At 65.5% G+C, this 23,592-nt stretch carries 22 protein-coding genes and 1 pseudogene; 15 read left to right on the top strand and 8 right to left on the bottom strand.

The window, feature by feature from the left end; genetic code table 11:
- Positions 1-8: 8 nt before the first annotated feature.
- The 3 genes from AC4PRM_RS04545 to AC4PRM_RS04535 form a co-directional block, all read right to left on the bottom strand.
- Positions 9-1,067, bottom strand: a complete 1,059-nt coding sequence (locus AC4PRM_RS04545) for a hypothetical protein (protein WP_492038947.1) — start codon at positions 1,065-1,067, stop codon at positions 9-11.
- 140 nt (positions 1,068-1,207) lie between these two features.
- Positions 1,208-1,975 carry an ABC transporter permease gene (locus AC4PRM_RS04540; protein ID WP_373257189.1) on the bottom strand — a complete coding sequence of 256 codons (768 nt, stop codon included), beginning with the start codon at positions 1,973-1,975 and terminating at the stop codon, positions 1,208-1,210.
- Between the two features lie 5 nt (positions 1,976-1,980).
- On the bottom strand, positions 1,981-2,925 hold the full coding sequence (locus AC4PRM_RS04535) for an ABC transporter ATP-binding protein (RefSeq protein WP_487921164.1): 945 nt from the start codon (positions 2,923-2,925) through the stop codon (positions 1,981-1,983).
- A 116-nt stretch (positions 2,926-3,041) separates the two neighbouring features.
- Here AC4PRM_RS04535 and AC4PRM_RS04530 point away from each other — a divergent pair, with 116 nt between their 5' ends.
- The 3 genes from AC4PRM_RS04530 to AC4PRM_RS04520 all read left to right on the top strand — a co-directional run bounded on the left by AC4PRM_RS04530 (position 3,042) and on the right by AC4PRM_RS04520 (position 5,865).
- Positions 3,042-3,908, top strand: coding sequence for a DUF1206 domain-containing protein (locus AC4PRM_RS04530; protein ID WP_492038946.1), 867 nt, complete (start codon positions 3,042-3,044; stop codon positions 3,906-3,908).
- An 80-nt stretch (positions 3,909-3,988) separates the two neighbouring features.
- Positions 3,989-4,528: a lipocalin family protein gene (locus AC4PRM_RS04525; RefSeq protein ID WP_487921162.1), complete on the top strand. Its 540-nt coding sequence runs from the start codon at positions 3,989-3,991 to the stop codon at positions 4,526-4,528.
- A gap of 14 nt (positions 4,529-4,542) precedes the next feature.
- Complete coding sequence (locus AC4PRM_RS04520) at positions 4,543-5,865, top strand: DUF7133 domain-containing protein (RefSeq protein ID WP_492038945.1); 1,323 nt, start codon at positions 4,543-4,545, stop codon at positions 5,863-5,865.
- Between the two features lie 69 nt (positions 5,866-5,934).
- Here AC4PRM_RS04520 and AC4PRM_RS04515 read toward each other — a convergent pair whose 3' ends face one another.
- Positions 5,935-6,543, bottom strand: a complete 609-nt coding sequence (locus AC4PRM_RS04515; RefSeq protein WP_492038944.1) for a hypothetical protein — start codon at positions 6,541-6,543, stop codon at positions 5,935-5,937.
- A gap of 406 nt (positions 6,544-6,949) precedes the next feature.
- Here AC4PRM_RS04515 and AC4PRM_RS04510 point away from each other — a divergent pair, with 406 nt between their 5' ends.
- The 6 genes from AC4PRM_RS04510 (at position 6,950) to AC4PRM_RS04485 (ending at position 12,833) form a co-directional block, all read left to right on the top strand.
- On the top strand, positions 6,950-8,749 hold the full coding sequence (locus tag AC4PRM_RS04510; RefSeq protein WP_492039186.1) for a long-chain-acyl-CoA synthetase: 1,800 nt from the start codon (positions 6,950-6,952) through the stop codon (positions 8,747-8,749).
- Between the two features lie 77 nt (positions 8,750-8,826).
- Positions 8,827-9,696 carry a flagellar motor stator protein MotA gene (gene motA, locus AC4PRM_RS04505; RefSeq protein WP_492038943.1) on the top strand — a complete coding sequence of 290 codons (870 nt, stop codon included), beginning with the start codon at positions 8,827-8,829 and terminating at the stop codon, positions 9,694-9,696.
- Between the two features lie 109 nt (positions 9,697-9,805).
- On the top strand, positions 9,806-10,087 hold the full coding sequence (locus AC4PRM_RS04500) for a hypothetical protein (RefSeq protein ID WP_492038942.1): 282 nt from the start codon (positions 9,806-9,808) through the stop codon (positions 10,085-10,087).
- Positions 10,088-10,236: 149 nt separating this feature from the next.
- Entirely contained in the window at positions 10,237-10,575 is a 339-nt protein-coding gene (locus AC4PRM_RS04495) for a hypothetical protein (RefSeq protein WP_373256949.1), read from the top strand.
- The gene (mnmC, locus tag AC4PRM_RS04490; protein ID WP_492038941.1) at positions 10,572-12,383 is read left to right on the top strand and encodes a bifunctional tRNA (5-methylaminomethyl-2-thiouridine)(34)-methyltransferase MnmC2/FAD-dependent 5-carboxymethylaminomethyl-2-thiouridine(34) oxidoreductase MnmC1; all 1,812 of its coding nucleotides are present in this window, start codon (positions 10,572-10,574) and stop codon (positions 12,381-12,383) included. The genes AC4PRM_RS04495 and mnmC overlap by 4 nt, the downstream gene beginning before the upstream one ends.
- A gap of 30 nt (positions 12,384-12,413) precedes the next feature.
- A complete protein-coding gene (locus tag AC4PRM_RS04485; RefSeq protein ID WP_373256951.1) occupies positions 12,414-12,833 on the top strand; it encodes a DUF6491 family protein in 420 nt (139 codons plus the stop codon).
- Here the strand turns inward: AC4PRM_RS04485 and scpA are convergent.
- The 3 genes from scpA to AC4PRM_RS04470 are packed head-to-tail and all read right to left on the bottom strand — an operon-like array spanning position 12,830 to position 16,856.
- Positions 12,830-14,974, bottom strand: coding sequence for a methylmalonyl-CoA mutase (gene scpA / locus AC4PRM_RS04480; RefSeq protein ID WP_492038940.1), 2,145 nt, complete (start codon positions 14,972-14,974; stop codon positions 12,830-12,832). The two genes, AC4PRM_RS04485 and scpA, sit on opposite strands and share 4 nt — an antisense overlap.
- Positions 14,971-16,371: a methylmalonyl-CoA mutase family protein gene (locus AC4PRM_RS04475; RefSeq protein ID WP_492038939.1), complete on the bottom strand. Its 1,401-nt coding sequence runs from the start codon at positions 16,369-16,371 to the stop codon at positions 14,971-14,973. The genes scpA and AC4PRM_RS04475 overlap by 4 nt, the downstream gene beginning before the upstream one ends.
- A 56-nt stretch (positions 16,372-16,427) precedes the next feature.
- Positions 16,428-16,856: a hypothetical protein gene (locus AC4PRM_RS04470; protein WP_492038938.1), complete on the bottom strand. Its 429-nt coding sequence runs from the start codon at positions 16,854-16,856 to the stop codon at positions 16,428-16,430.
- Between the two features lie 499 nt (positions 16,857-17,355).
- On the opposite strand from AC4PRM_RS04470, the pseudogene AC4PRM_RS04465 reads away from it, so the two are divergent.
- Positions 17,356-18,147: pseudogene (locus tag AC4PRM_RS04465) on the top strand (transposase); the annotation flags it as partial.
- Between the two features lie 284 nt (positions 18,148-18,431).
- Here the strand turns inward: AC4PRM_RS04465 and AC4PRM_RS04460 are convergent.
- Positions 18,432-19,367 (bottom strand): LysR family transcriptional regulator, encoded by a 936-nt coding sequence (locus AC4PRM_RS04460; RefSeq protein ID WP_492038937.1) that lies wholly within the window; start codon positions 19,365-19,367, stop codon positions 18,432-18,434.
- Between the two features lie 113 nt (positions 19,368-19,480).
- Between AC4PRM_RS04460 and AC4PRM_RS04455 the strand changes: the two genes are divergently transcribed.
- The 5 genes from AC4PRM_RS04455 (at position 19,481) to AC4PRM_RS04435 (ending at position 23,591) form a co-directional block, all read left to right on the top strand.
- On the top strand, positions 19,481-20,275 hold the full coding sequence (locus AC4PRM_RS04455) for a type 1 glutamine amidotransferase domain-containing protein (protein ID WP_492038936.1): 795 nt from the start codon (positions 19,481-19,483) through the stop codon (positions 20,273-20,275).
- Positions 20,276-20,346: 71 nt separating this feature from the next.
- Positions 20,347-20,643 (top strand): putative quinol monooxygenase, encoded by a 297-nt coding sequence (locus AC4PRM_RS04450; RefSeq protein ID WP_492038935.1) that lies wholly within the window; start codon positions 20,347-20,349, stop codon positions 20,641-20,643.
- Between the two features lie 206 nt (positions 20,644-20,849).
- Entirely contained in the window at positions 20,850-21,590 is a 741-nt protein-coding gene (locus tag AC4PRM_RS04445; RefSeq protein WP_095687338.1) for an SDR family oxidoreductase, read from the top strand.
- 107 nt (positions 21,591-21,697) lie between these two features.
- Positions 21,698-21,994 carry a putative quinol monooxygenase gene (locus tag AC4PRM_RS04440; protein ID WP_228518583.1) on the top strand — a complete coding sequence of 99 codons (297 nt, stop codon included), beginning with the start codon at positions 21,698-21,700 and terminating at the stop codon, positions 21,992-21,994.
- 457 nt (positions 21,995-22,451) lie between these two features.
- Complete coding sequence (locus AC4PRM_RS04435) at positions 22,452-23,591, top strand: glutathione-independent formaldehyde dehydrogenase (protein WP_492038934.1); 1,140 nt, start codon at positions 22,452-22,454, stop codon at positions 23,589-23,591.
- The last annotated feature ends 1 nt before the right edge of the window (position 23,592 follow it).

The following is a 23,592-nucleotide window of genomic DNA, read 5'->3' as shown; positions in this document are numbered from 1 at the left end:
CCTGAACCCTAGTCCAGCGGCTGAGGGCGAGTAACCACGGGCGCGTCCGGATCGCTGGTCGGCGGCGCGGCGATCGTCGGGGGCGGCCCCACCGGTTGCGTCGGAGCGATCTCGATCACGACGGGCGGCGGTGACTGAACCGTGGGGGCCGGCGTCGGCGCAGGCGTGCTGGCCGGAGCCGGACGGGGCGCGGCGGGTGTCGTCGTTCGAGGCGACGGTGTTGTTTCGGCACGGTTCGGAGGAGAAGCGACGGGCGCGGTCGTAGGTGTCGAAGCCGTGGTCGTCGCGTCCGACGTCGCCGTGGCGGGAGTGGCATCGGCCACGGGCGCGGCCGCAGGCACGGCCTCGGTCGAAGCGGGCAAGGAGGTCGCCGGTGCGACAGAAGCCGCCGCAGGGGCGACCGGGGCGCGGTTGACCCACCACACACCGGCAGCGGCGACAGCCAGAACCGCAACGGCTCCCCCGGCGATCAGGGGCATGCGGCTTGTCTTCCGAGAGGTGCGCGCGCGCGTCTGGGTGATCGGAGTGGAGATCGGAGACGTCCCGGCGACTGCCGCGACCGGCCGTGCTGCGTCTGGTCGTGGCTGGTCGGACGCAGGCACCGGGGTCTTCTGCGCAGCCACGGGCGTCGGCGCGGTCGCTGCTGGCGCCTGAGCCGTAGCGGGCGTCGGCAACGGTCGGACCGTCAGATCGGGCGCGGGCGTGACTGGCGATGCGTCCGGGGATGTCTCGACGGCGGGTGTCTCGGTCTTGACCTGCTGCTGTGTCGGCAGGGCCGGCGACGGCTTGTAGGCTGGCCGGGGGATCATGGAGCCGGAGAAGATGTCCGGGCGCGTTCCCATCAGCTGAGGCGGCTGCTGCTGAGGTACGGCGGCGTGCGGCGTGGCGATCACGGGTGGCTGGCTGCGCGGCGGCTCACGTCGGGGCAGCTCGGGCAGGGGCGGCAGGCGTTCGCCGCGCGGCAAGGGACCGGCGCGGAAGGTCGTCTGTGGCGGACGGCCCCAGATCGCCGGCTTGCGGAACGGCTCTGCGGGGGGCGTGGACTTGGGATTGTTGTCGGAGGGCATTGGAACTCCCGCGCCGGATCGGGCGCGTCTGGCAGACTTTAACGGTCAAGGGTGCGGGCCGATCTGGCCCGTTTCGTGACAAACATGCTGGAGCGAAATCTGAGCCGAGCCGGACGGCGTCCAGCTCGAACGATTTGGCTCTAGTTCTTCAGACGATAGCCGGTCCGGAACATCCAAACCACAATGCCCAGGCAGACAGCAAAGAAGGCCAGGGTGGCCAGGACGCTGATCCCTATGCCGACATCCCCCTGGCCATAGAAGGTCCAGCGGAAGCCGGAGATCAGATAGACCACCGGATTGAACAGGGTGATCGTGCGCCACATCGGTGGCAACATGTCAATCGAATAGAAGGACCCGCCCAGGAAGGTCAGAGGCGTGACCACCAGCATGGGGATCATCTGCAGCTGCTCGAACCCGTCGGCCCATATGCCGATGATGAAGCCGAACAGGCTGAAGGTTGTCGAGATCAGGATCAGGAACAGCAGCATCCAGACCGGGTGCAGGATCTCCAGCGGCACGAACAGGGCCGCCGTGGCCAGGATGATCAGGCCCAGCACCGCCGACTTGGTCGCCGCCGCCCCGACGTAGGCCAGCACGATCTCCAGAGAGGAGACGGGGGCCGACAGGATCTCGTAGATGGTGCCGGTGAATTTCGGGAAGTAGATGCCGAACGACGCGTTGAAGATCGACTGGGTGAACAGGCTCAGCATGATCAGGCCGGGCACGATGAAGGCCCCGTAGGGCACGCCGTCGACCTCGGTCATGCGCGAGCCGATGGCCGAGCCGAAGACCACGAAATACAGGGCGGTGGTGATCACCGGGGTCACGATCGACTGCCAGATGGTGCGCAGCGCCCGCGCCATCTCGAAGCGATAGATGGCCCAGACGCCATGACCGTTGAAACTGATCGCGCTCATGCGGCGGCTCCTGCGGGACGGTCCTGGTGCACCAGGCTGACGAAGATGTCCTCCAGCGAACTCTGGCGGGTGTTCAGGTCCTTGAAGGCGATGCCGTTCTCGGAGAGCGCCCGCATCAGCGACGGCACGCCGGTGCGTTCGGCGTTGGAATCGAAGACATATTCCAGCTCATTGCCCTCGGCCTTCAGCGTCAGGTTCCATTCGGCGAGGGGGGCAGGGACGGCGGTCAGGGGTTCCTGCAGATTGAGCGTCAGCGTCTTCTTGCCCAGCTTTTTCATCAGGGCCGCCTTCTCCTCGACCAGGATCAGCTCCCCCTTCAGGATGACGCCCACGCGGTCGGCCATCTCCTCGGCCTCCTCGATATAGTGGGTGGTCAGGATGATGGTGACGCCGCTCTCGCGCAGCTGGCGGACCAGGTTCCACATGTCGCGGCGCAGTTCGACGTCCACGCCCGCCGTCGGTTCGTCGAGGAACAGGATGTCCGGCTCGTGGCTGAGCGCCTTGGCGATCATGACGCGGCGCTTCATGCCGCCGGACAGCGTCATGATCTTGGCGTCCTTCTTGTCCCACAGGCTGAGGTCGCGCAGGACCTTTTCGACATGGGCGGGGTTGGGGGCCTTGCCGAACAGACGCCGGCTGAAGTTCACCGTGGCCCAGACCGTCTCGAAGGCGTCGGTGGTCAGCTCCTGCGGCACCAGGCCGATCCGCGAGCGGGCGGCGCGGTAGTCCTTCTGGATGTCGTGACCGTCGGCGATGACCGTGCCGGTCGAGGGTGTGACGATGCCGCAGACGATGGAGATCAGGGTCGTCTTGCCCGCCCCGTTGGGGCCCAGCAGGGCAAAGATTTCGCCCTTGCCGATGGTCAGGTCCACGCGTTTCAACGCCTGAAGGCCCGACTTGTAGGTCTTGGTCAGACCGTCGATCTGGATGACCGGATGCATGTGCGCCCTCCCGTGAGCGATGCGCAGATAAGCCTGAGGCCGCGCGACCACAAGCCGACGATCCGGTTGATTTCGACCAAGCGGAGCCTTATCGCCTGCCGCGCATTTGCAGCCTCGTGTCCATTCTGTCCCCATCCAGACCCCGTCGCCTGATCCGGAACCTGCCGTCCACGGACAGTCTGCTGGAAGGGGCGGCGCGCGTCGGCTATGGCGCACGCGGCTTCGTCTATCTGTCCGTGGGCCTGATCGCCCTGATGGCGGCGATGGACTGGATGGCCGATGCAGTGGGCACCAGCGGGGCCGCGGGCTGGCTGGCGCAGCAGCCGTTCGGGCGGGTCTGGCTGGTGCTGCTGGGCGTTGGCCTCTGGGCCTTTGTGCTGTGGCGGGTGCTGCAGTCCGTCTTCGATGCCGACCGGGAGGGTACTTCGCTGAAGGCCTGGGGCATGCGCGGGGGGCAGGCGATCAGTGGTCTGGTCTATGGCTTGCTGGCCGCCGGCGTTTTCGAGCTGCTGGATGAGGTCAAGGCCAATCCCGCTGCCGAGGATATCGCCGAGAACCAGCAGAAGGCAGCGGCCCTGCTGGAAATGCCGTTCGGCCACTGGCTGCTGATCGGCGTGGGACTGACCGTCGGCGGGGTGGCGATCGGAAACATGATCCGGGGCTTCCGGTCGGACTTTTCCAGCGATCTGGCCTGTTCTGCCGACATCTGTCGCCGGGTCGTGCCGGTGGCGCGGGCGGGCTATGTGGCGCGGGGGTTTGCCCTGCTGCCCCTCGCCCTGTTCGTCATTATCGCGGGGTTCCGGGCCAGCGCGGCAGAGGTCTCCAGTTTCGGGGCCGGGCTCGATGCACTGGAACGCCAGCCGGGCGGGTCAATCATCCTGTCGCTGACCGCCATCGGCCTGATGGCATTTGGAGCCTTCGCCTTCGTGGAGGCACGGTATCGCCGGATACGGGCACCGAAGGACCTGAACCCGTTGAAATAGAGGGCATGGCGTCGCGGCCTGCGTCCGGATGCAAGGTGCGTCGTATATCGATGGTTATCATCACCTGCCGGAGCCGCATCATGTCTGTCCGAAGCCTCGCTGCCGCCATTGTCGTTGCGCTTAGCCTGGGGGCCTGCGTGACCGCCCCCTCGCCGGATCAGGTGCGCGCGCCCCAGCCGTTGAAGCCGGTCGATCTGGAGCGGTTCTATTCCGGGCGCTGGCTGGAGATCGCCCGCCTGCCCATGCGGATCACCGACGGCTGCGTCGCCGGGGCCACCAACTATGTGATCGTCAATCCGACTCGTGTGGACGTTCGCGACACCTGTCAGTCCGGCACGCCCCAGGGGCGAGAGAAGGCCATTGGCGCACGCGGCGAAATCCTGGATCCCGGCACCAATGCCAAGCTGAGGGCGCGTTATCTGGCCGGGTTCGTGACCTGGGACTACTGGGTTCTGGATCGGGCCGACGACTACAGCTGGTTCATCTCGGCCGACCCGACCTTCGACAAGCTGTGGATCTATACCCGCGAGGTGCCCGACGCCGCCGAGCGTGAGCGGCTTGTCGCCCGCGCCGCGGCTCTTGGGTATGATGTCAGCCGCCTCGAGTTCCCTGAGTTCTGACGTCCGGAGCCACCATGACACGATCCATTGGCCGACCCCGCCTCCTGGCGGCGGTCGCCTGTCTGACACTTGCCGCCTGCGCCGGACCTGCGGCTCTTGATCCTTTGGTCGGGTTCGGACCCAATCCGACATTGCCGGAGCCGACTTCGTCGCTGGTGCCGCGGGTGAACATCGCCGATGCTGTCGGCTGGCCCGAAGGGCGCATGCCGGTCGCCGCGCCGGGGTTTCGGGTTCAGGCCTTTGCGTCGGGGCTAGACCATCCGCGCTGGCTGTATCGCCTGCCCAATGGCGACATCTTGGTGGCCGAGAGCAATGCGCCGCCCAAGCCGGACGACAAGAAGGGCGGTCTGCGCGGCTGGGTCCAGGGGCTGATCATGGGCCGGGCCGGGGCGACGGTGCCCAGCGCCAATCGCATCAGCATGTTGCGTGACGCCGACGGCGACGGCGTGGCCGAGACAAAGACGGCCTTCCTCGAAAACCTGATGTCGCCCTTCGGCATGGTCCTGGTCGGCGATACTCTCTACGTCGCCAATGCCGATGCGGTGGTGGCCTTTCCCTATCAGCCGGGCCAGACGCGGATCGACGCCGCGCCGCGCACGGTCGTGGCCCTGCCTGCCGGGCGCAACCATCACTGGACCAAGAGCCTGGTCGCCTCGCCTGACGGATCGCGGCTGTATGTCGGGGTCGGCTCCAACTCCAACATCGGCGAGAATGGCCTGGACGAGGAAGAGGGCCGCGCCGCCATCTGGGAGATCGATCCGGCGACCGGGGCAAATCGCATCTTTGCTTCCGGCCTGCGTAATCCCGTCGGCATGGACTGGCAGCCGGATAGCGGCAAGCTGTGGGTCGCGGTCAACGAGCGGGACGAACTGGGCAACGACCTGGTGCCCGACTACATGACCTCGGTCACGCCGGGGGGCTTCTATGGCTGGCCGTGGAGCTATTACGGGCAGACGGTCGATACGCGCGTCGAGCCCGCGCGGCCCGACAAGGTAGCGGCGGCGCTGCGCCCCGACTATGCGTTGGGGGCTCACACCGCATCCCTGGGCCTGACGTTCGGCGAGGGCGACAGTTTCCCGGCACAGTATCGCGGCGGTGCCTTCATCGGTCAGCATGGATCGTGGAACCGCAAGCCCCGCAGCGGCTACAAGGTCATCTTCGTGCCCTTCGCCAACGGTGTGCCCAACGGCGGGCCGCAGGACATTCTGACCGGCTTTCTCAATGAGAACGAACAGGCCATGGGGCGTCCGGTCGGTGTTGAGTTCGATGGAACCGGAGCCCTCCTGGTCGCCGACGATGTGGGCAATGTTATCTGGCGGGTGTCGCCGACCTCTTGAGATCGGCAGCAATCGGAAAGGCCCCGACGGAGCGATCCGTCGGGGCCTTCTTTTGTCTGGTACCTCAGCTTAACCGGCGGGCGGAACCACGATGACCGTGGCCGGCGTTGGGGCCGGGGCGGTCGGTGCTGGCGTCACGACGACCGGGGCGCGGTTCAGCGTGGAGGTCGGCGACGGGGAGGCGCTGGAAACCGGAGCCGGCAGCGTCGCATTGTACGGCTGCGGACCGGTCAGGACAGGCTCTGGCGTCGCTTCAACGCGCGGTGTGGCCGGGGCTGCGGTACGCGGGGCAGAGCGGCGAACCGGGGTGGTCTGACGAACAGGTTCAACCGGACGCGCCACAGGAACCGGGGCCGGAGCGACGTCCACAGGGGCGGGGGTCGCCGCTGCCGTTAGGGGCGCGGTAGCTACATCAGGCTGCAGCGGCTGGCTGGTCAGAGGCGCAGGGGTCGCCACCTCAGCCTCGGCCATCTGGCTCGCCTCACCGCCGCCCATCATCATGACTGCGCCGATGCCCCCAATGGTCAGGACGCCGATCGGAGCCAGGATCATCCAGGTCTTGAGGCCGCCCTTGTTCTTGCGGGCCTGACGGCTGCGGGCGTAGGCGGGGACGTAGGGAGCCTCGCTGTCCAGCGGGCGGTCCAGAATGGTGTCATTGTCGGTGTAGGTTACGGACATGTCGTTCACCTCCATTAGTGAGGTCAGAAAAACCGGTTCGAAAGAACGAAGTTCCTGAAAATCAGCTTTGCCGTGAAGAAACACCGAAGCTGCCGCATTTGAGGTCGATTAAAGATCGAACTGTGTTCTACGGAGGATCGTACTATGGGTTTCGTGCCCGCGTGACCGGGCGAACGACTTGCCCGGGTCTGAATACAGCTTGTCTCGATCACGATCGACAGCGACGCGGGTCGACGGACTCTCAAGCCTTACCCAAGGTCACCGCTGCATCGATGCCACGCCCGGTGACCAAGGCAAGCATGGATACCGATAAACGCACCGAAGGTTCGCTCGCCGGTTGACCGGGGCGGATGGCTTGTCCATCACCTTGGGACGGCTGAATTTTGATGGAGGCACGGGTAGGCAGATGGGTCTGGTGGCGAACATCAAGCGCGATATCCGATTCGCCAAGGGGCTGAACCGCCTGTTCAAGCGCATCAAGCCCATCGAACTGGATAGCCCGGTCCTGGTCTGCGACGACTGGGAAGAGGCGGTCGACAAGTTCGGCGACAATGTCGCCATTCAGGACGATCAGCGCAGCCTGACCTATCGCGAGCTGGACGCCATGGCCAACCGCTTCGGCCACTGGGCCCAGAGCCGTCGGCTGAAGCGGGGCGATACCGTCGCCCTGGTCATGCTGAACCGCGCCGAATACATCGCCGCCTGGATGGGCTTCGCCAAGGTCGGGGTCGGGACGGCCCTGATCAACACCAATCTGACCGGCCACGCTCTGGCTCACTGCCTGTCGATCTCCAATGCCTCCCAGGTCGTCACGGATCTGGAATGCTGGCGCAGTGTGGACGATGCGCGCCTGCTGTCGGGGCGAAACCTGATGCTCTGGGTTCTGGGGCTGGGCGATACCGATGAGGCCGACAGCCGCCGGGGTCTGGACAAGCCGGTGCGCAGCGGATCGTCCGTGCGTCCCAACCGCTCGTTGCGGTCGGGCCTGACCAATCGCGACACGGCCCTGTATATCTACACCTCCGGCACGACCGGCATGCCCAAGGCGGCCAAGATCACCCACGCCCGGGCCCGCACCTACATGCGCGCCTTTGCCGGAGCGACGGCGGCGACCGACAAGGATGTAACGTTCAACGTCCTGCCGCTTTATCACTCGACAGGTGGCCTGGTCGGCATCGGCCCGGCCCTGCTGAACGGTGGCAAGCTGGTTCTGCGCCGGCGATTTTCCGCCTCCAGCTTCTGGCCCGATGCCAAGGCGACCGGGGCAACCCTGTTCGTCTATATCGGGGAGCTGTGCCGCTATCTGGTCAACTGCCCGGAGCAGCCGGATGAGCGGTCGCACAAGTTGCGGCTGGCCTTCGGCAACGGCCTGCGCCCCGATGTCTGGGACGATTTCCAGAAGCGGTTCCGCATCCCCGACATTCTGGAGTTCTACGGCTCGACCGAGGGCAATGTTTCTCTGTTCAACTTCGACGGCAAGCCGGGGGCCATCGGCCGCGTGCCCGGCTTTGTGAAGAACAAGATCAACTTCAAGCTGGTAAAGTTCGACATCGATACCGAAGAGCCCCTGCGCGGCAACGACGGCCTGTGCCAGTTGACCGGACCGGGCGAGGTGGGCGAGGCCCTGGGCAAGATCAGCGACGACCTGCGTCACAGCTTTTCCGGCTATGCCGACAAGGCCGCGTCGGAAAAGAAGATCCTGCGCGACGTCTTCGTGCGCGGCGATCGCTGGTTCCGTACCGGTGACCTGATGCGTCAGGATTCCGAAGGCTATGTCTATTTCATCGACCGGATCGGCGACACCTATCGCTGGAAGGGCGAGAACGTCTCGACCGCCGAGGTCGAGCAGCGTCTGGCCGATGCGCCGGGCGTCAAGGAGGTCATCGCCTACGGCGTGCCCATCCCCGGTCAGGAGGGCAAGGCGGGCATGGTCGCATTGGTGCTGGACGGAAAGTTCGAGGCCGCCGCCTTCGCCCAGTGGGTCGAGGCTGAGCTGCCGTCCTATGCGCAACCCTGTTTCGTGCGGGTGATCAAGGCGGCGGACACCACCGGCACGTTCAAATACCGCAAGATCGACCTGGTCACGGACGGCTTCGATCCGGACAAGGTCGACGGTGCCCTGTACGTCCGGGGTGGCAAGAGCGGCTATACCAAGCTGACGGCGGCGGCACGGACGGCGATCCTGAGTGGCGAGACGCGTCTCTGATCGACCGCGGTTCGCAACCGCCCCTTAATCATTAACGGCGATCATGCGCGTCTCTCCTGCCAGGACGCGCCCGCCCCATGTTTCAGATCATCGGTATCGTCGTGCTCTTCGGCATGGTCTTCGGCGGCTATACGATCGCCGGCGGCAAGATGGGGGTCATCCTCCATTCCCTGCCCTATGAGATGATGATGATCGGCGGGGCGGCGATCGCGGCCCTGCTGATGTCCAACTCGCCCAGCACCCTGAAGGGCGTGCTCGGCAGCTTCGGCCGCATCTTCGGCGGACCGAAATGGAAGAAGCAGGACTACAAGGACCTGCTTTCCCTGCTGTTCCAGCTGACCAAGACGATGAAGTCCAAGGGCGTGATCGCCCTGGAAAGCCACATCGAGAAGCCGGGCGAAAGCACCATCTTCCAGCAGTATCCCAAGGTGCTGAAGGACCATTTCGCCACCGACTTCATCTGCGACACCCTGCGGATGATGACGATGAACCTGGAAGATCCTCACCAGATCGAGGACGCCATGGAAAAGCAGCTGGAGAAGCATCACCACGAGGCATTGGGACCGGCACATGCCCTGCAACAGATGGCCGATGCCCTGCCGGCTCTGGGGATCGTCGCCGCCGTTCTGGGGGTGATCAAGACGATGGCCGCCATCACCGAACCGCCCGAGGTTCTGGGTGGCATGATCGGCGGGGCCCTGGTCGGCACATTCCTGGGCGTCTTCCTGGCCTACGGTCTGGTCGGGCCACTGGCTGCGCGCCTGCAACAGATCGTCGACGACGACGGCTCCTACTACAAGATCATCCGTTCGGTTCTGGTCGCCCACCTGCACGGCAATGCGGCCCAGATTTCGATCGAGATCGGTCGCGGCGATATTCCGTCCTCGGCCCAGCCGTCGTTCGCCGAGATGGAAGAAACCCTGTCGGCAGCCCCCGCGGCGGCGTGATCAGCGTTCACGAACGCGTGATAATTTCGCTTGCCTGACGCCTCGCCTTGGCGTTCACTCCGCCTCGCGGGGGCGTCTGATCCCGCATAACCTTCTGAAGGAAACACTCATGCGCATCACCGCTCTGGTCGCTGCCTCGGTCGCCGCTCTGGCCCTGGCCGCCTGCACCCCTGCCGCTGAAGACAACGCCGCTGACGCCAACGAAGCCGCCGCCGACGCGACCCAGGCCGCTGCCGACGCCACGTCGCAGGCTGCCGAAGCCACCACTGAAGCCGCTGCTGCCACGGCCGACGCCGCTGCCGCCACCGCCGAAGGCGCAATGGCTCCGGCTCCTGCCGCTGACGGTGCAATGGCTCCTGCCGCCGACGGCGCAATGGCCCCGGCACAATAAGACGAACGTCTCAGCCTTTCGGCTGTGCGAGAGAAGGGTCGCCCGCAAGGGCGGCCCTTTTTCATGGCTGAAGGGTGAGGGCATCGGGTGCGACCGGTGCCAATGTCTGTTAGGCAAAGTCGTCATCGCCCCCGACCCAAGGCCCCCTCATGCGCTTTCCCCGCGCCGCCCTGACCCTCTCGCTCTTGTCCGTGCTGACGATTGCGGCGTGCAGCAAGCCCGCCGAAGAGGCGGCACCTGAGGCGCACGCCGCCGAGGCGGCGGATGGCGACCATGCCGAGGCTGCGACCGAAGAGGTCGTCACAATGGAGCAGGCGGTCGAGGATGCCCGCGCCGCAGCCGAAGCGCCGGCCGCCGCGACACCCACCGCGACTGCGCCCGCCAATGGAACTCCGGCTGCCGAAGGTCACGATGCGGCGTCGGGCGATCATGCGGCATCGGCTGAAGCCGCGCCTGCCGCCACTGCCGAACACGCGTCGGGCCATTGAGCGCCCGCTCGCCGCGTCTGCTGTGGGCCGATGACGGCGCGCCGCGCTCGGGCCGATTCGACGATGTCTATTTTTCAAAGGAAGACGGTCTGGCCGAGAGCCGGGCAGTCTTCCTGACCGGCTGCGACCTGCCCAACGCCTGGGCGGGACGGCGGCATTTCACCGTGGCCGAACTGGGATTCGGTACGGGGCTGAACATCGTCGCCCTGCTGGATCTGTGGCGGCAAGAACGACCGGCCGATGGCCATCTGCATGTCTTCTCCATGGAAGGCTTCCCCCTCGGCAGGGATGAGGCCGCGCGCGCTCTATCGGCGTGGCCGGAGATGGAGGCGGTCGCTCAGGCGCTGCTCGACCGCTGGCCTGCCGGCACGCCGGGCTTTCACCGCGTTAGCCTGCCGAAGTTAGGGGCGACGCTGGATCTGGCGGTCGGCGATGTGCAATGGGCCCTGACGGAATGGTCGGGACAGGCCGATGCCTGGTTCCTGGACGGGTTCGCCCCCTCGACAAATCCCGGCATGTGGTCGGACGCGGTGATGGACGCCATTGCCGCCCGGTCGGCACCGGGGGCACGGGTTGCCACCTTCACCGTCGCCGGGGCCGTGCGGCGCGGTTTGAGCGAGCGCGGCTTTCAGGTGGACAAACGCCCGGGCCATGGTCGCAAGCGCGAGCGGCTGGAGGCGCGGCTGCCAGGTACGATGCAGGAGGCCTTACCTGCGACGGTCGCCGTCATCGGCGCAGGCATAGCGGGGGCCTCCCTGGCGCGGGCATTCGCCGCCCTGGGCCATCGCATCACGGTGGTGGAGGCCGAACAGGCCGGTGCGGGCGGCTCCGGCTTTCCGGCGGCCCTGGTCACCCCGCGACTGGATGCGGGAGACGGCGAGATCGCGGCCCTTCACGCCCAGGCTCTGGTGCGTGCGGGGGCGCTGTATGCCGCTGTGCCAGAGGCGGTGGTCGCGCATGGTGTGCTGCAACTGGAACAGGCAGCGCGCGATGCCGGTCGGTACCGCAAGATCGCCGATCAGGACCTCTGGCCAGCGGGGACCATGACCGTCGTCGATGCCGCGACCGCCTCGGCTCATCTGGGGGAGGGCGTCGAGACCGGAGGGCTGATGATGGCTTCCGCCCTTGCTGTTCGGCCCGCGCCCGTACTGGAGGCCTGGCTGGCCGAGGCAAATCGGGTGACGGCCAGCGTCGAACGTATCGAGCAGACCGCCAAAGGGTGGCGGCTGTTGTCGGAGAAGGGCGACCTCATTCTGACAGCGGACGTCGTGGTCGTGGCGGCGGGCTGGGGCACGGCGGCGCTGGCGGATGATCTGCCTCTGTCGCCGGTCCGGGGCCAGGCGGATTGGGTCGATGTCGAGGGCGACGCGCTCGTCGCTCCGGTCGCCTGGGGCGGCTATCGCGTGCCGACGGGCGAGGGCTTTCTGTTTGGCGCGACCCATGATCGGGGTCGTGTCGATACGGCGGCCTCAACTGAGGATACGGCCCGCAACCTTGCCACGCTCTCGGCCCGCCTGCTCGAGACAGCCGTTCTGATGCCCGGGACGATGCACAGCCGCGCGGCCATACGTGCCACGACGCCGGACCGCCTGCCGCTCGCGGGCGCGGTCCCCGATAGACCGGGTCTCTACGTTCTGGGCGGTCTTGGGTCGCGCGGCTTCTGCGTCGCGCCGCTGCTGGCCGAGCATGTCGCCGCCCTGGCGACCGGAACGCCGCCACCGCTGCCAAACGACCTGGCCGCTCGCCTCTATCCGGGGCGTGGCAGGGCGTCGGCCCTTGCGGAAACGGCGAAAACGGCGGACCCTTGATCGACAGCGGGGGCTGTCGTGGAGCCAGCCATGCGTAGCGTCACCACCCTCATCGCCCTGATGATCCCATCCGTCCTTGCGGCCTGTGCGCCCATGTCGGGCGATCCGACACAGACGGCGTCCGCAGTCCGACCCGAGCGCCAGTGTTTCAACGTCGGCCAGGTCAACAACTTCCGTCAGGGGCGCGCCACAGAGGTCTATCTGAAGGTGGGCCGCAGCGACGTCTATCGGCTGGATGCGGCGGGTGGCTGCAACGATCTGGATTTCGCCCATCGCCTGGCCATCCTGCCGGATGGCGCAGGGCTGAGCGGCAGCCGTCTGTGCACGGACGACTGGGCACGTCTGGTCGTGCCGGGTTCGACCACGCCGGCCAGCGTCTGTCGCGTGCGGATCAGTGAGCGGCTGACGACCGAAGAGGTCGCGGCCCTGCCGTCATCCTATAAGCCCTAAGCCTTCTGGGCGTAGCCGAGCCGCTGGTTCAGCTTTTCGATCAGGTCGATGGCCGTGTCGGCGATGACGGAGCCGGGCGGATAGACGGCGGCGGCCCCCATGTCGATCAGGGTCTGGACATCGCCCGGCGGGATCACCCCGCCGACGGTGATCATGATGTCGGGCCGCCCCAGCTTGGCCAGTTCAGCCTTCAGTTCGGGCACCAGCGTCAGGTGGCCGGCGGCCAGGGACGAGGCCCCCACGACATGGACGTTGTTGGCCACGGCGTCGCGCGCGGCCTCGGCCGGAGTCTGGAACAAGGGCCCGGCGACGGCCTCCAGCCCCAGGTCGCCATAGGCGGTGGCGACCACCTTCTGACCCCGGTCGTGCCCGTCCTGGCCCAGTTTGGCGATCAGGATGCGGGGCGGCCCGCCGTCGTTCTCGACGAAGGCGGCGACCATGTCGCGGGCCCTGGATATCCTTGGATTTTCCCCGGCCTCTTTCGCATAGACACCCTGGACAGTCTGGACCCTGGCGACATGGCGTCCGAAGGCGGCTTCCAGCGCGTCGGAGATTTCGCCGACCGTGGCGTGCGCGCGCGCGGCCTGCACAGACAGCTCCATCAGATTGGCCTTGCCTCGAGCGCCTTCGGTCAGGGCATTCAAAGCGGCCTGCGTCTTCGCCTCGTCGCGTTCGGCCCGCAGTTTCTGCAGCTTCTCGATCTGGCGGGCGCGGACCTCGGCATTGTCGACCTTCAACATGGGGATGTCGTCGAGGGTGTCGTTCAGATAGCGGTTCACGCCCACGACCGTCTGCTGCCCCGTGTCGATCCGGGCCTGAGTCTTTGCCGCCGACTCCTCGATCCGCAGCTTGGGGATGCCCGCCTCGATGGCCTTGGCCATGCCGCCCAGTTCACGCACTTCGGCCATGTGGGCCCGTGCCCGCTCGGCCAATTCGTGGGTAAGCCGCTCGACATAGTAGCTGCCGCCCCAAGGATCGATGACGCGGGTCAGCCCGGTCTCCATCTGCAGCAGGATCTGGGTGTTGCGCGCGATCCGGGCCGAGAAGTCCGTCGGCAGGGCCAGGGCCTCGTCCAGGGCATTGGTATGCAGGCTCTGCGTCTGACCGCCCGCCGCCGCCATGGCCTCGACCATGGTGCGCGGCACATTGTTGAACACGTCCTGCGCCGCGAGCGACCAGCCCGAGGTCTGGCAGTGGGCGCGCAGGGACAGCGACCGCGGGTCGGTCGCACCGAACTCGGCCTTGACCGCCTCGGCCCACAGCAGGCGGCCCGCCCGCATCTTGGCCACTTCCATGAAGTAGTTCATGCCGATGGCCCAGAAGAAGCTGAGACGCGGCGCGAACCGGTCCACCGCCATGCCCGCATCGACGCCCGCCCGGATGTATTCCAGCCCGTCGGCCAGGGTGTAGGCCAGCTCGATATCCGCAGACGCCCCCGCCTCCTGCATATGATAGCCGGAGATGGAGATGGAATTGAACTTGGGCGTCTCCTGCGCCGTCCAGGCGAAGATGTCGGCGATGATCCGCATCGAGGGCGCGGGCGGATAGATGTAGGTGTTCCGGACCATGAACTCCTTGAGGACATCGTTCTGGATGGTGCCGGTCAGGGCCGCATGGGGCACGCCCTGCTCCTCCGCCGCCACTACATAGAGCGCCAGGATCGGCAGGACCGCGCCGTTCATGGTCATCGACACCGACATCTGGTCCAGCGGGATGCCGTCGAACAGGGTGCGCATGTCCAGGATGGAATCGATCGCCACCCCCGCCATGCCGACGTCGCCGGCGACGCGCGGATGGTCGGAATCATAGCCCCGGTGCGTGGCCAGGTCGAAGGCGATCGACAGCCCCTTCTGACCCGCCGCCAGATTGCGGCGATAGAAGGCATTGGACGCCTCGGCGGTGGAGAAGCCCGCGTACTGGCGGATCGTCCACGGATTGCCCGCATACATGGTCGGATAGGGGCCGCGCACATAAGGCGCGATGCCGGGCAGGCCGTGGATGAAGTCCAACCCTTGTACGGCCCCGGCGTCATAGGCTGTGGCGACGGTCAGCCCCTCGGGCGTGCGCCAGGCGTCGCGCTCCGGTCCGGTGCCCGTGGCCGATGTGTCGAGAAGGACGCGGGAGAAGTCGGGAAAGCTCATTGCGTCTCTCCCTGGTCATTCGTCTCGAAGGCAGCGGCAAAGCGGATGGGCGTCAGGGGTTCGCAGGTGTCGCCGCCCCCATGAGCCACCATCATCGGCTCATCTTCGACGGGGGCCGGACGCGGCTCTGCATCGACGTATTTGGTTACCCCCACGATCTGTGCCGCGCCATTGGCCAGCGCCTGTTCGCGCAGGGCCCGGGCCCGCGCGACGCGCGGCTGGATCAGTCCGCCCTTCAGAGCGTCGATCAGACCGCCCTCCGCCTGGATGATCTGGAACTCGGCCCAGGCCGCTTCGGCCAGATCGCGGGTGCGGGCGTCGAGGTACCAGGAGCCGGAGGCCGGATCATCCACCCGACCCAGATTGGCCTCCTCCATCAGCACCAGTTGTGTGTTGCGCGCCTGTCGCCGGGCAAAGGCGTCGGGCCGTCCGGCGGCGCGCGAAAAGCCATCGACCACCACCGCATCGGCCCCGCCGACCGCGCCCGCGAAGCCCGCCGCTGTCAGCCGCAGAAGATTGGGCCAGGGATCGATACGGCTCAGCATCCGCCGCGACGACCGCGCCTCGATCATGGCGGGAGCCTCGAAGCCGAAGGCCCCCGTCAGCGTCTTCCACAACATGCGCAGGGCCCGCACCTTGGCCAGGCCGTCAAAATATTCGGCATCGACCGACACCCCCAGAACGGTCGCCCTCAGGGCCGCCTCGGCCGACATGCCCGCGTCGGTCGCTGCCCTGGCCAGGGCCACCGCATTGGCCAGGATGAAGGCCAGCTCCTGGGCGATCGAACCGCCCGCCTCGTGCACGACCCGCCCGCCGGCCATGAACAGGCTGGCGTCCGGATAGGCCCCGGCATGCCGGGCGGCTGTGTTGGCCGCCAGTTCCAGATGCGCCTCGATCGGACGCGGCGATGTGCCCGCCTCGGCAAAGGCGGACAGGGGGTCCAGGTGGAACATCAGCTTTGCGCGCGGCGAGCCCTTGCCCACGACCGCCAGGGCATTGGCCGCATCCGGCCCGTCCAGACCCGCATCCAGCCCGACCGCTGCCAGCTCAAGTGCGACGCCGTCCAGCGCCCGCGCCAGCGGCTCGCTGTCGTTCAGGATCGCGCCCTTCAGGATTACGGAGGCCGCCCCACCGGTCAGATCGGCCAGCACCGCCGAATTGACGGCGTCGGGCGCGTCGCCCTCGACAAGCGTCCGCAGGTCCCAGGCCCGCCCCTCCGCATCCGTCGGGCGGGGTGCGAAGATGGGCTCGACCGTCGTCGCCTCTGCGTAAAGCGGCCGAACCGCCAGCTGGTCCGCATCCAGATGGACCAGACTTTCCAGAGGCCGGTCCTTCAGCGCCTTCTGGGCCAGTTCGCGCCATTGGCTGGGGGAGGGGGTATCGAACAGGTTCGCCATGGCGCTTCATTGCCCCCGGATGCGCGCCCGGTCCAGTCCGGCGGAAGCGAGGGGGCTCAGCGCTTCCTGAACCGCGCGGCCTCGGCGGCCATGCCTGCGCCCCAGGGCTCGGGCGTATCGTCATCAGGCTGGAACGGCAGTTCGCCCGCCACGCCGCGCATGGCCAGAGCCAGCGGCAGGGCGAACTGGTCCAGCATGCGCAGGGGCTTGCGCCGGTCACTGGTCACGTCCCAGCCCTCGGCCTCGAACGCCTCGATACGGTCTTGCCCTTCCAGCCGGTCGATGCCGTCCCAGTCGGCGGGCAGGGCGATGGCCTCGGCCTCGTCCACGCTCAGGCCGAAGGCGGCGCGGGCGCAGTCGTCGATGTCGGGAAACTCTGACCGATACGCCTCGTCGGCATAGCGTGGCTTCATCAGCGCCTTGAGCTCGAGGTCGTTGACGCCCGGCAGGTCGATCAATCGGCGCAAGGGAGCGGACATGGTCATTCTGATCCCATGAACCGGTCAGGTCGATATGGAAAGAGAAGGAATGGTGGACGCGACAGGGATTGAACCTGTGACCCCCTCGATGTCAACGAGGTGCTCTCACGCCAAGCTGCGCTTGCGGTTCTCGCCGACAGAAGAGGCAGGAACACGAGGTTTATGACTTGGTTTCGCAGCAGCCGCTACGCTCAAAGGCTGCATATTATCAACGGCATGCGACAGAGGCGGCTAACGCCGCGCTTCGGCCTTGGCCGGTCGAGAGAAGGCAGCTCGCGCGCTGCGATTCGAATGCCCAGAGTTGCCGGCTTTCATTCTCGTGCATACTGATTTCATCATTTTCAGTCTGTTGCTGGCTAGTTTATGGTCAGCGAAGCGCGTGAGCGACTTCCTGCGCAAGGCCGAGTTTTGACTCCTAGGTGAAGTTCGGAAGGTCCGCTTTCAGGTGCACTGAAACCATCATCCCTTGCAGCCCGATCTCGCTCCCGACTTCCCCCTTGAAGGTCCGGTCTGTGCCCGAGAGAGCGGCTGGGCTGGAACCTGGACCAGGTGGGCCGGGAGATTCGCTCAAGCCTATGCCACCAACTACCTGATCGATCTGGAACACGCCGTCATCGTCGATGTCGAAGCCTCCACCGCCGTGCAGCCGGCCGAGCTGACTGCGGCCCGCACCATGATCGAGCGGGTCCGGGAGCGGCATGACCTCCACCCTGATCGCCTTGCCGCCGACACCGCATATGGCTCGGCCGAGATGCTGGAATGGCTGATCAACGACCACGGGATCGCCCCGCACATCCCGATCATCGACAAGTCTGGCCGGACGGACGGGACCTTCTCCCGGGCCGACTTCACCTACGACCGTGCCGCCGACCTTTATCGCTGTCCAGGCGGGAAGGAGCTGAAGCAATATCGGCGAGCCTTCCGCGCCGATCACCCCGATACACCGCCGGATGACACCTATCGGTATCGCGCCTCCAAGATCGACTGCGACGCCTGCGCGCTCAAACCCAACTGCTGCCCCAACGGGCCGGCTCGGAAGGTGACCCGTTCCATCCACGACGACGCCAGGGACGTCGCCCGCGACATCGCCAGGACCGACGCCTACGTCACCTCCCGGCGCGAGCGGAAGAAGGTCGAGATGCTGTTCGCCCACCTCAAGCGCATCCTCAGGTTGGACCGGCTGCGCCTTCGCGGTCCCTGCGGCGCCCGCGACGAGTTCCTCCTCGCCGCCACCGCCCAGAACCTGCGCAAAATGGCCCGCATGATCCCGCTTCAAGCCGCTCCGGCGCACGCCTAAAGGCCTGAAGCGTCACGAACTTCGTCACCGCCTGACCATGTCGCTCTTCAAGCCGATCAGTCAGGCGACTTTTTCAACGGTATCGGCGCGTAGGCGCCGTTCACCTTCCTGAGCGAACCCGTGACGGTGGCCAAGGCCAACGTCCGCTCACGCGTCCATCTCTTCGCCCGCGGTGAGCCGATGCCGCTTCGTGAGATGGCGTCGGTGGAAATGCGCAAGCGGAACCTCAGCCTTTAAGGGCGCTTACGGAAGTCAACCGGCGTCGCGCGGCCGACAGACGTCCATCACGCTTGCGACGGCATGGCTGTCGCTACCGTCTTGCCCTTGAAGTCGGTGATGACCTCGCCGATCAGCGCCCGTAGCCAGCGGTGTGCGGGATCGTGCCGGTAACGGACGTGCCAGGCCATTTCCACGGGAAAGCTGCCGAGGTCGACCGGAGCCGGCAGGATCTTCAGCCGGGGGTCGTGCATCAGCCGCCTGCAGATGAGCGAGGGCAAGGTGGCGCAATAGTCGGTCACCGCCACCATCTCGGCTACCGCGAAGAAGTTTGTCACGGAGATCGCGACGTCGCGCTTCAGCTGCTGCTGCGCCAGCGCCTGGAACAGCCCGGCGCGCATCCGTCCGGGCGGCACGATGTTGACATGCTTCATCGTCTCGAACTGCTCGCGCGTCATGGCATCGCCGATGGCCGGATGGTCGGCGCGGACGGCGCAGGCGAGCCCTTCGTCCATCAGATGCTGGACGACGAGGTTGTCGGGCGGGTCGACGATGCGGCCCAGCACGAGCGCCGTCGTGCCCGACACGACGCCTGTTTCCGCAAGATCGTTGCCGAAGGGCGTCAGGCGGAGCTTTATGCCGGGCGCGACCTTCTCCAGGCGCGCCAAGATAGCGGGGACGATGACGAACTCGACATAGCCGTTCGGCGCGATCGTGAACAGCCGTTCGGCCTGTGCGGGGTCGAAGGCCTGCTGACCGAGGACCGCGTCGTCGAGCTGCGCGAGTGCCTCGGCGATCAGCGGCGAAAGTTCAAGCGCGATCGGGGTCGGCTGGACGCCATAGCGTTCGCGGACGAACAGCTGGTCCTGAAGCATCTGTCGCAGACGCGACAGGGCGTTAGACAGGGCGGGCTGCGTCATGCCCATGCGCTCGGCAGCCCGGGTAACGCTGCGCTCCTCCATCAACGCGACGAAGATCGGCAGCAGGTTCAGATCGTAGCGCATCCAGTCATCCTGTTAGACGTATATCTGACATTAGAAAGATAAACTTCTGGAATATGTCAACGAGGCCCATTTCCCGTCCATCGGCGACGGACACCGCGCACATGGAGGTTCAGATGAGCAAGGGTCAGGTTCTCGTTCTTGGGTCGAACGCGACACAACTCGGTCTGCGTGGCGGCGGTACCGCGACGGTCGGTCAGTATCTCAACGAGACGGCGGTCCCTGCGCTGGCTCTGCTCGACGCCGGCTATGACATTGTTCTCGCCACGCCCAACGGGGCCAAGCCGCACATCGACGCCGTCTCCGTTTCGGCTGATCATTTTGGCGGCGATGAGACTGCATTCCAGCGCGCCAAGGATTTTTTTGCCCGCCATCCGGCGATGAACGACGTGCGTACGCTTAAATCGGTCGTCGAGGAGGGTCTGGACGGCTTCGCTGGCGTGTTCGTGCCGGGAGGTCACGCGCCCATCGTCGACCTCATGGTGGACCGCGATGTGGGCACGATCCTCCGTCACTTCCACGCAGCGGCCAAGCCGACCGCGCTCCTCTGCCACGGACCGGTGGTCGTTGTCGCCGCGCTCGAGGATGCTTCGGCCTTCCGCAAGGCGCTGGAGGAAGGCGATGACGCCGGGGCGGCCGACCTCGCGCGAGACTGGATCTACGCGGGCTACCGCATGACCGTCTTCTCGGCGAACGAGGAGAAGATCGCTGAGGAGCAAGTGCTAAAGGGCGAGCTATTGTTCGACATGGAAAAGGCGCTGCGGTCGGCCAGTGGTGACGTCTCGGTCACCGACAAGAACTTCGCTTCGAATGTCGTCGTGGACCGGGAGCTGATCACGGGTCAGAATCCGGCGTCGGACCGGGCCATGGCCGACGCGTTGATCGAAGCCCTCGATCGCGCCGCTGCGTGAGTACCAGGATGACCGGCGGGGCGCTGAGGGTGCGCCCGCCCACGGATATAACCAAGACAAGGAACGGTGCCATGTCCGCCAACGTGAAGATCGTCGCCGTCCTCACCGCCCGTGCGGATACCGTCGACCGCCTGCGCGCTCTGCTCGACGCCATGCTAAAGCCGAGCCGTGCCGAACCGGGCAATTTGCGCTACGATCTCTGGCAGGACCAGAGCTATCCGAACCGTTTCGTGCTCGACGAGCTGTACGCGGACGCTGATGCAGTCGCCGCCCACCGCGCGACGCCACACTTCCAGAACTACCTCTCTCAGATCGACGATCTGGCCGAGCGCACCGCGTTTCTCCTCAACCCTGTCTCGGCGATCTGAGGATGGTGCCAATGGACAAGCCTGAAGAATGGGTGGGTTCGGCACGGCTTGTACAGGCTTTCGACACAGACGAGTTGCGGATGATCGGCCGGTTGGCACCTGCGCTTCGCGTGGTGCCTTTTGGGCCTCATTGATCCACGCGGCTACCGCTGAGGCGGAGCCGCGATCCGGCGAAAAATCAACAACTGACTTGAAGGGATACAGTCATGACCAAGGGTATCGAAGGCAAGGTCGTTCTCATTACCGGCGGCAGCACCGGCATCGGCGCAGAAACCGCGCGTCTTCTCGCGGAACGCGGCGCGAAGGTGGCCATCGCCGCGCGGCGCAAGGACCGGCTCGACGAGGTCGTCGCGGACATCGCCGCAACTGGCGGCACGGCACGTAGCTACGCGCTGGATGTGACCGACAAATCGGCGGTCCAGTCCGTCGTCGCCGCAATCATTGCCGACTTCGGCCGCCTCGACGTGCTGATCAACAACGCCGGGCTGATGCCGATCCGTCCGATGGCCGAGGTCAACACCGACGAGTGGGACCAGATGATCGACGTCAATCTGAAGGGTACGCTCTACGGCATCGCGGCGGCCCTTCCCGGTTTTCTCGAGCAGGGCAGCGGTCACATCATCAACTTGAGCTCGGTTGCGGGCATCAAGGTCTTCGCACCGGGCGGCACGGTCTACTCCGGCACCAAGTTCGCCGTCAGCGCGATCAGCGAGGGCTTGCGCCACGAGGTGGGGGAAAAGGTCCGTGTCACGTCAATCGAGCCTGGAGCTGTCGAAAGCGATTTGAAGTTCACGACGTCTGGCACGGCTGCCGAGACGGTGCTCGACTTCTACAAGCAGGCCATCCCGGCGGCATCGGTGGCGCGTGCTATCGCGTTCGCTGTAGAACAACCTGATGACGTCGACGTCAACGCGATCGTCATCCGGCCGACCGCACAGCAGTTCTGATTTCGACGAGGAGGCAGGGCCGCGTGTGCTCCGCCTCCTAGGAACGTTCCGGCCCGCTTGTCCGTTACTTTGCCAAATGATATCTGTCCGTTTAATTTGAGGAGTCGATGATGCCTAAACTCGCGCTGTATGTGCCACTGAAGGCCAAGCCCGGAAAAGAGCGCGATGTCGCCAATTTCCTGACCTCGGCATTGCCGCTCGTTCAAGCTGAGCCGGGCACTCTGACCTGGTATGCGATCGAGGAAGGTCCCGGTGCGTACGCGATCTTCGATACGTTCGACACAGAGGAGGATCGGCAGGCCCATCTTGACGGCAAGGTTGCCGCCGCACTGATGGACAAGGCAGAAGAACTGTTTTCTGAACCGCCGCAGATTCACAAGTTCACCCTGCTGGCCGCGAAATAGCGGAGCGGTCGGCACCCTAAGCTGCCGTCTGACTGCAGGGTAAGGCTCGCGTCTCCATCCGGAATGGATGGCCCGGTCGGATCGGGAAATGAATAAATGAATACGACAGGTCATCCGCGAAAGTGGATGGCCTTTTCTTTTGCGCTTATCACACTTCTGAATTTACTGAGAAGGTGCCGTTGATGTGTCCCGACGTAAGGGCACCATTGGTTCGCGGGAGATTCTTAAGCACATCAATTCGGCGCGTTATTCGGCCGTTCTAGCCCAGTCATTCAGAAAACCGCCGTGAATCGATCCCAGGACGGCCCTACGGGAAGGAACCTCTCAGGTAGCAGAAGGTTCAGGAAACTGAGATCACTTGGAAGGAGGCGATGTCGTCCGCCGTTGCGATGGACCGGATCATCACCAAGCTCTCGATTTGATGACGCGTTGAGAAGAGCTGTGAAAGGAAAGATCCGTGAAAGCTGTCGTGTACAACGGGCCCAAAGATGTTTCTGTCAACACCATCGATGATCCCAAGATCGAAAAGCATACCGATGTTATCATCCGGCTGACCACGACCAATATCTGCGGGTCGGACCTTCACATGTATGAGGGCCGCACCAGCTTTGAGAAGGGCAAGGTCTTCGGTCACGAAAACCTTGGCGAGGTCGTCGAAGTCGGCGCTGCCGTGGATCGTATCAAGAAGGGCGATCGCGTGTGCATGCCGTTCAACGTCGGTTGCGGTTTCTGCGAAAATTGCGAACGCGGTTTGACGGGTTTTTGTCTCACGACCAACCCTGGAACCGCCGGCGCAGCGTATGGCTTTGCCGAGATGGGTCCGTGGCAAGGTGGTCAGGCCGAGTTCATGCGCGTTCCTTATGCGGACTTCAATTGCCTGAAACTGCCTGAGGACGCTGAGGAGAAGGAGGATGACTATGTCATGCTCTCCGACATCTTCCCGACGGGTTGGCATGGCGTCGAACTGTCAGGGTTCCTGCCTGGCGAAAGCATCGCGATCTACGGCGCCGGTCCGGTCGGTTTAATGGCCGCGCACTCAGCCGAAATCCGCGGTGCCGCTCAGATTTTCGTGGTCGATTCTCACGATGACCGCCTGAAACTGGCCGAGGCGATGGGCGCTATTCCGATCGACATGCGTAAGGGCGATCCCGCCCAGCAGATCCTTGACGCGACCGGCGGCCTCGGGACCGACCGGGGGGTCGAGGCGGTCGGGTATCAGTGTTGCGATCGCCACGGCAAGGAGCGCAGCAATTACACGATGAACTGCCTCGTCAAAAGCACGAAGGCCACCGGCGGAATCGGCGTCGTCGGCGTGTTCATTCCGGAAGACCCGAACGCGCCCGACGATCTCCAGAAGGAAGGCAAGATGGCGTTCGACTTCGGCAACTTCTGGTTCAAGGGCCAGAAGATCGGCACCGGCCAGTGCAATGTAAAGCACTACAACCGGCGACTGATGAAGCTTATCGAGCAAGACCGGGCCAATCCTGGCCAAATCATCTCGCACCGACTGCCGCTCGATCAGGCACCAGACGCCTACAAGCATTTCGATGCGCGCGATGATGGATGGACAAAGGTCGCGCTTAAGCCGACCGCCTGAC

The sequence above is a fragment of the Brevundimonas sp. DW-iso22 genome (assembly GCF_058725425.1).
This window is presented reverse-complemented; position numbering and strand designations above follow the sequence as displayed.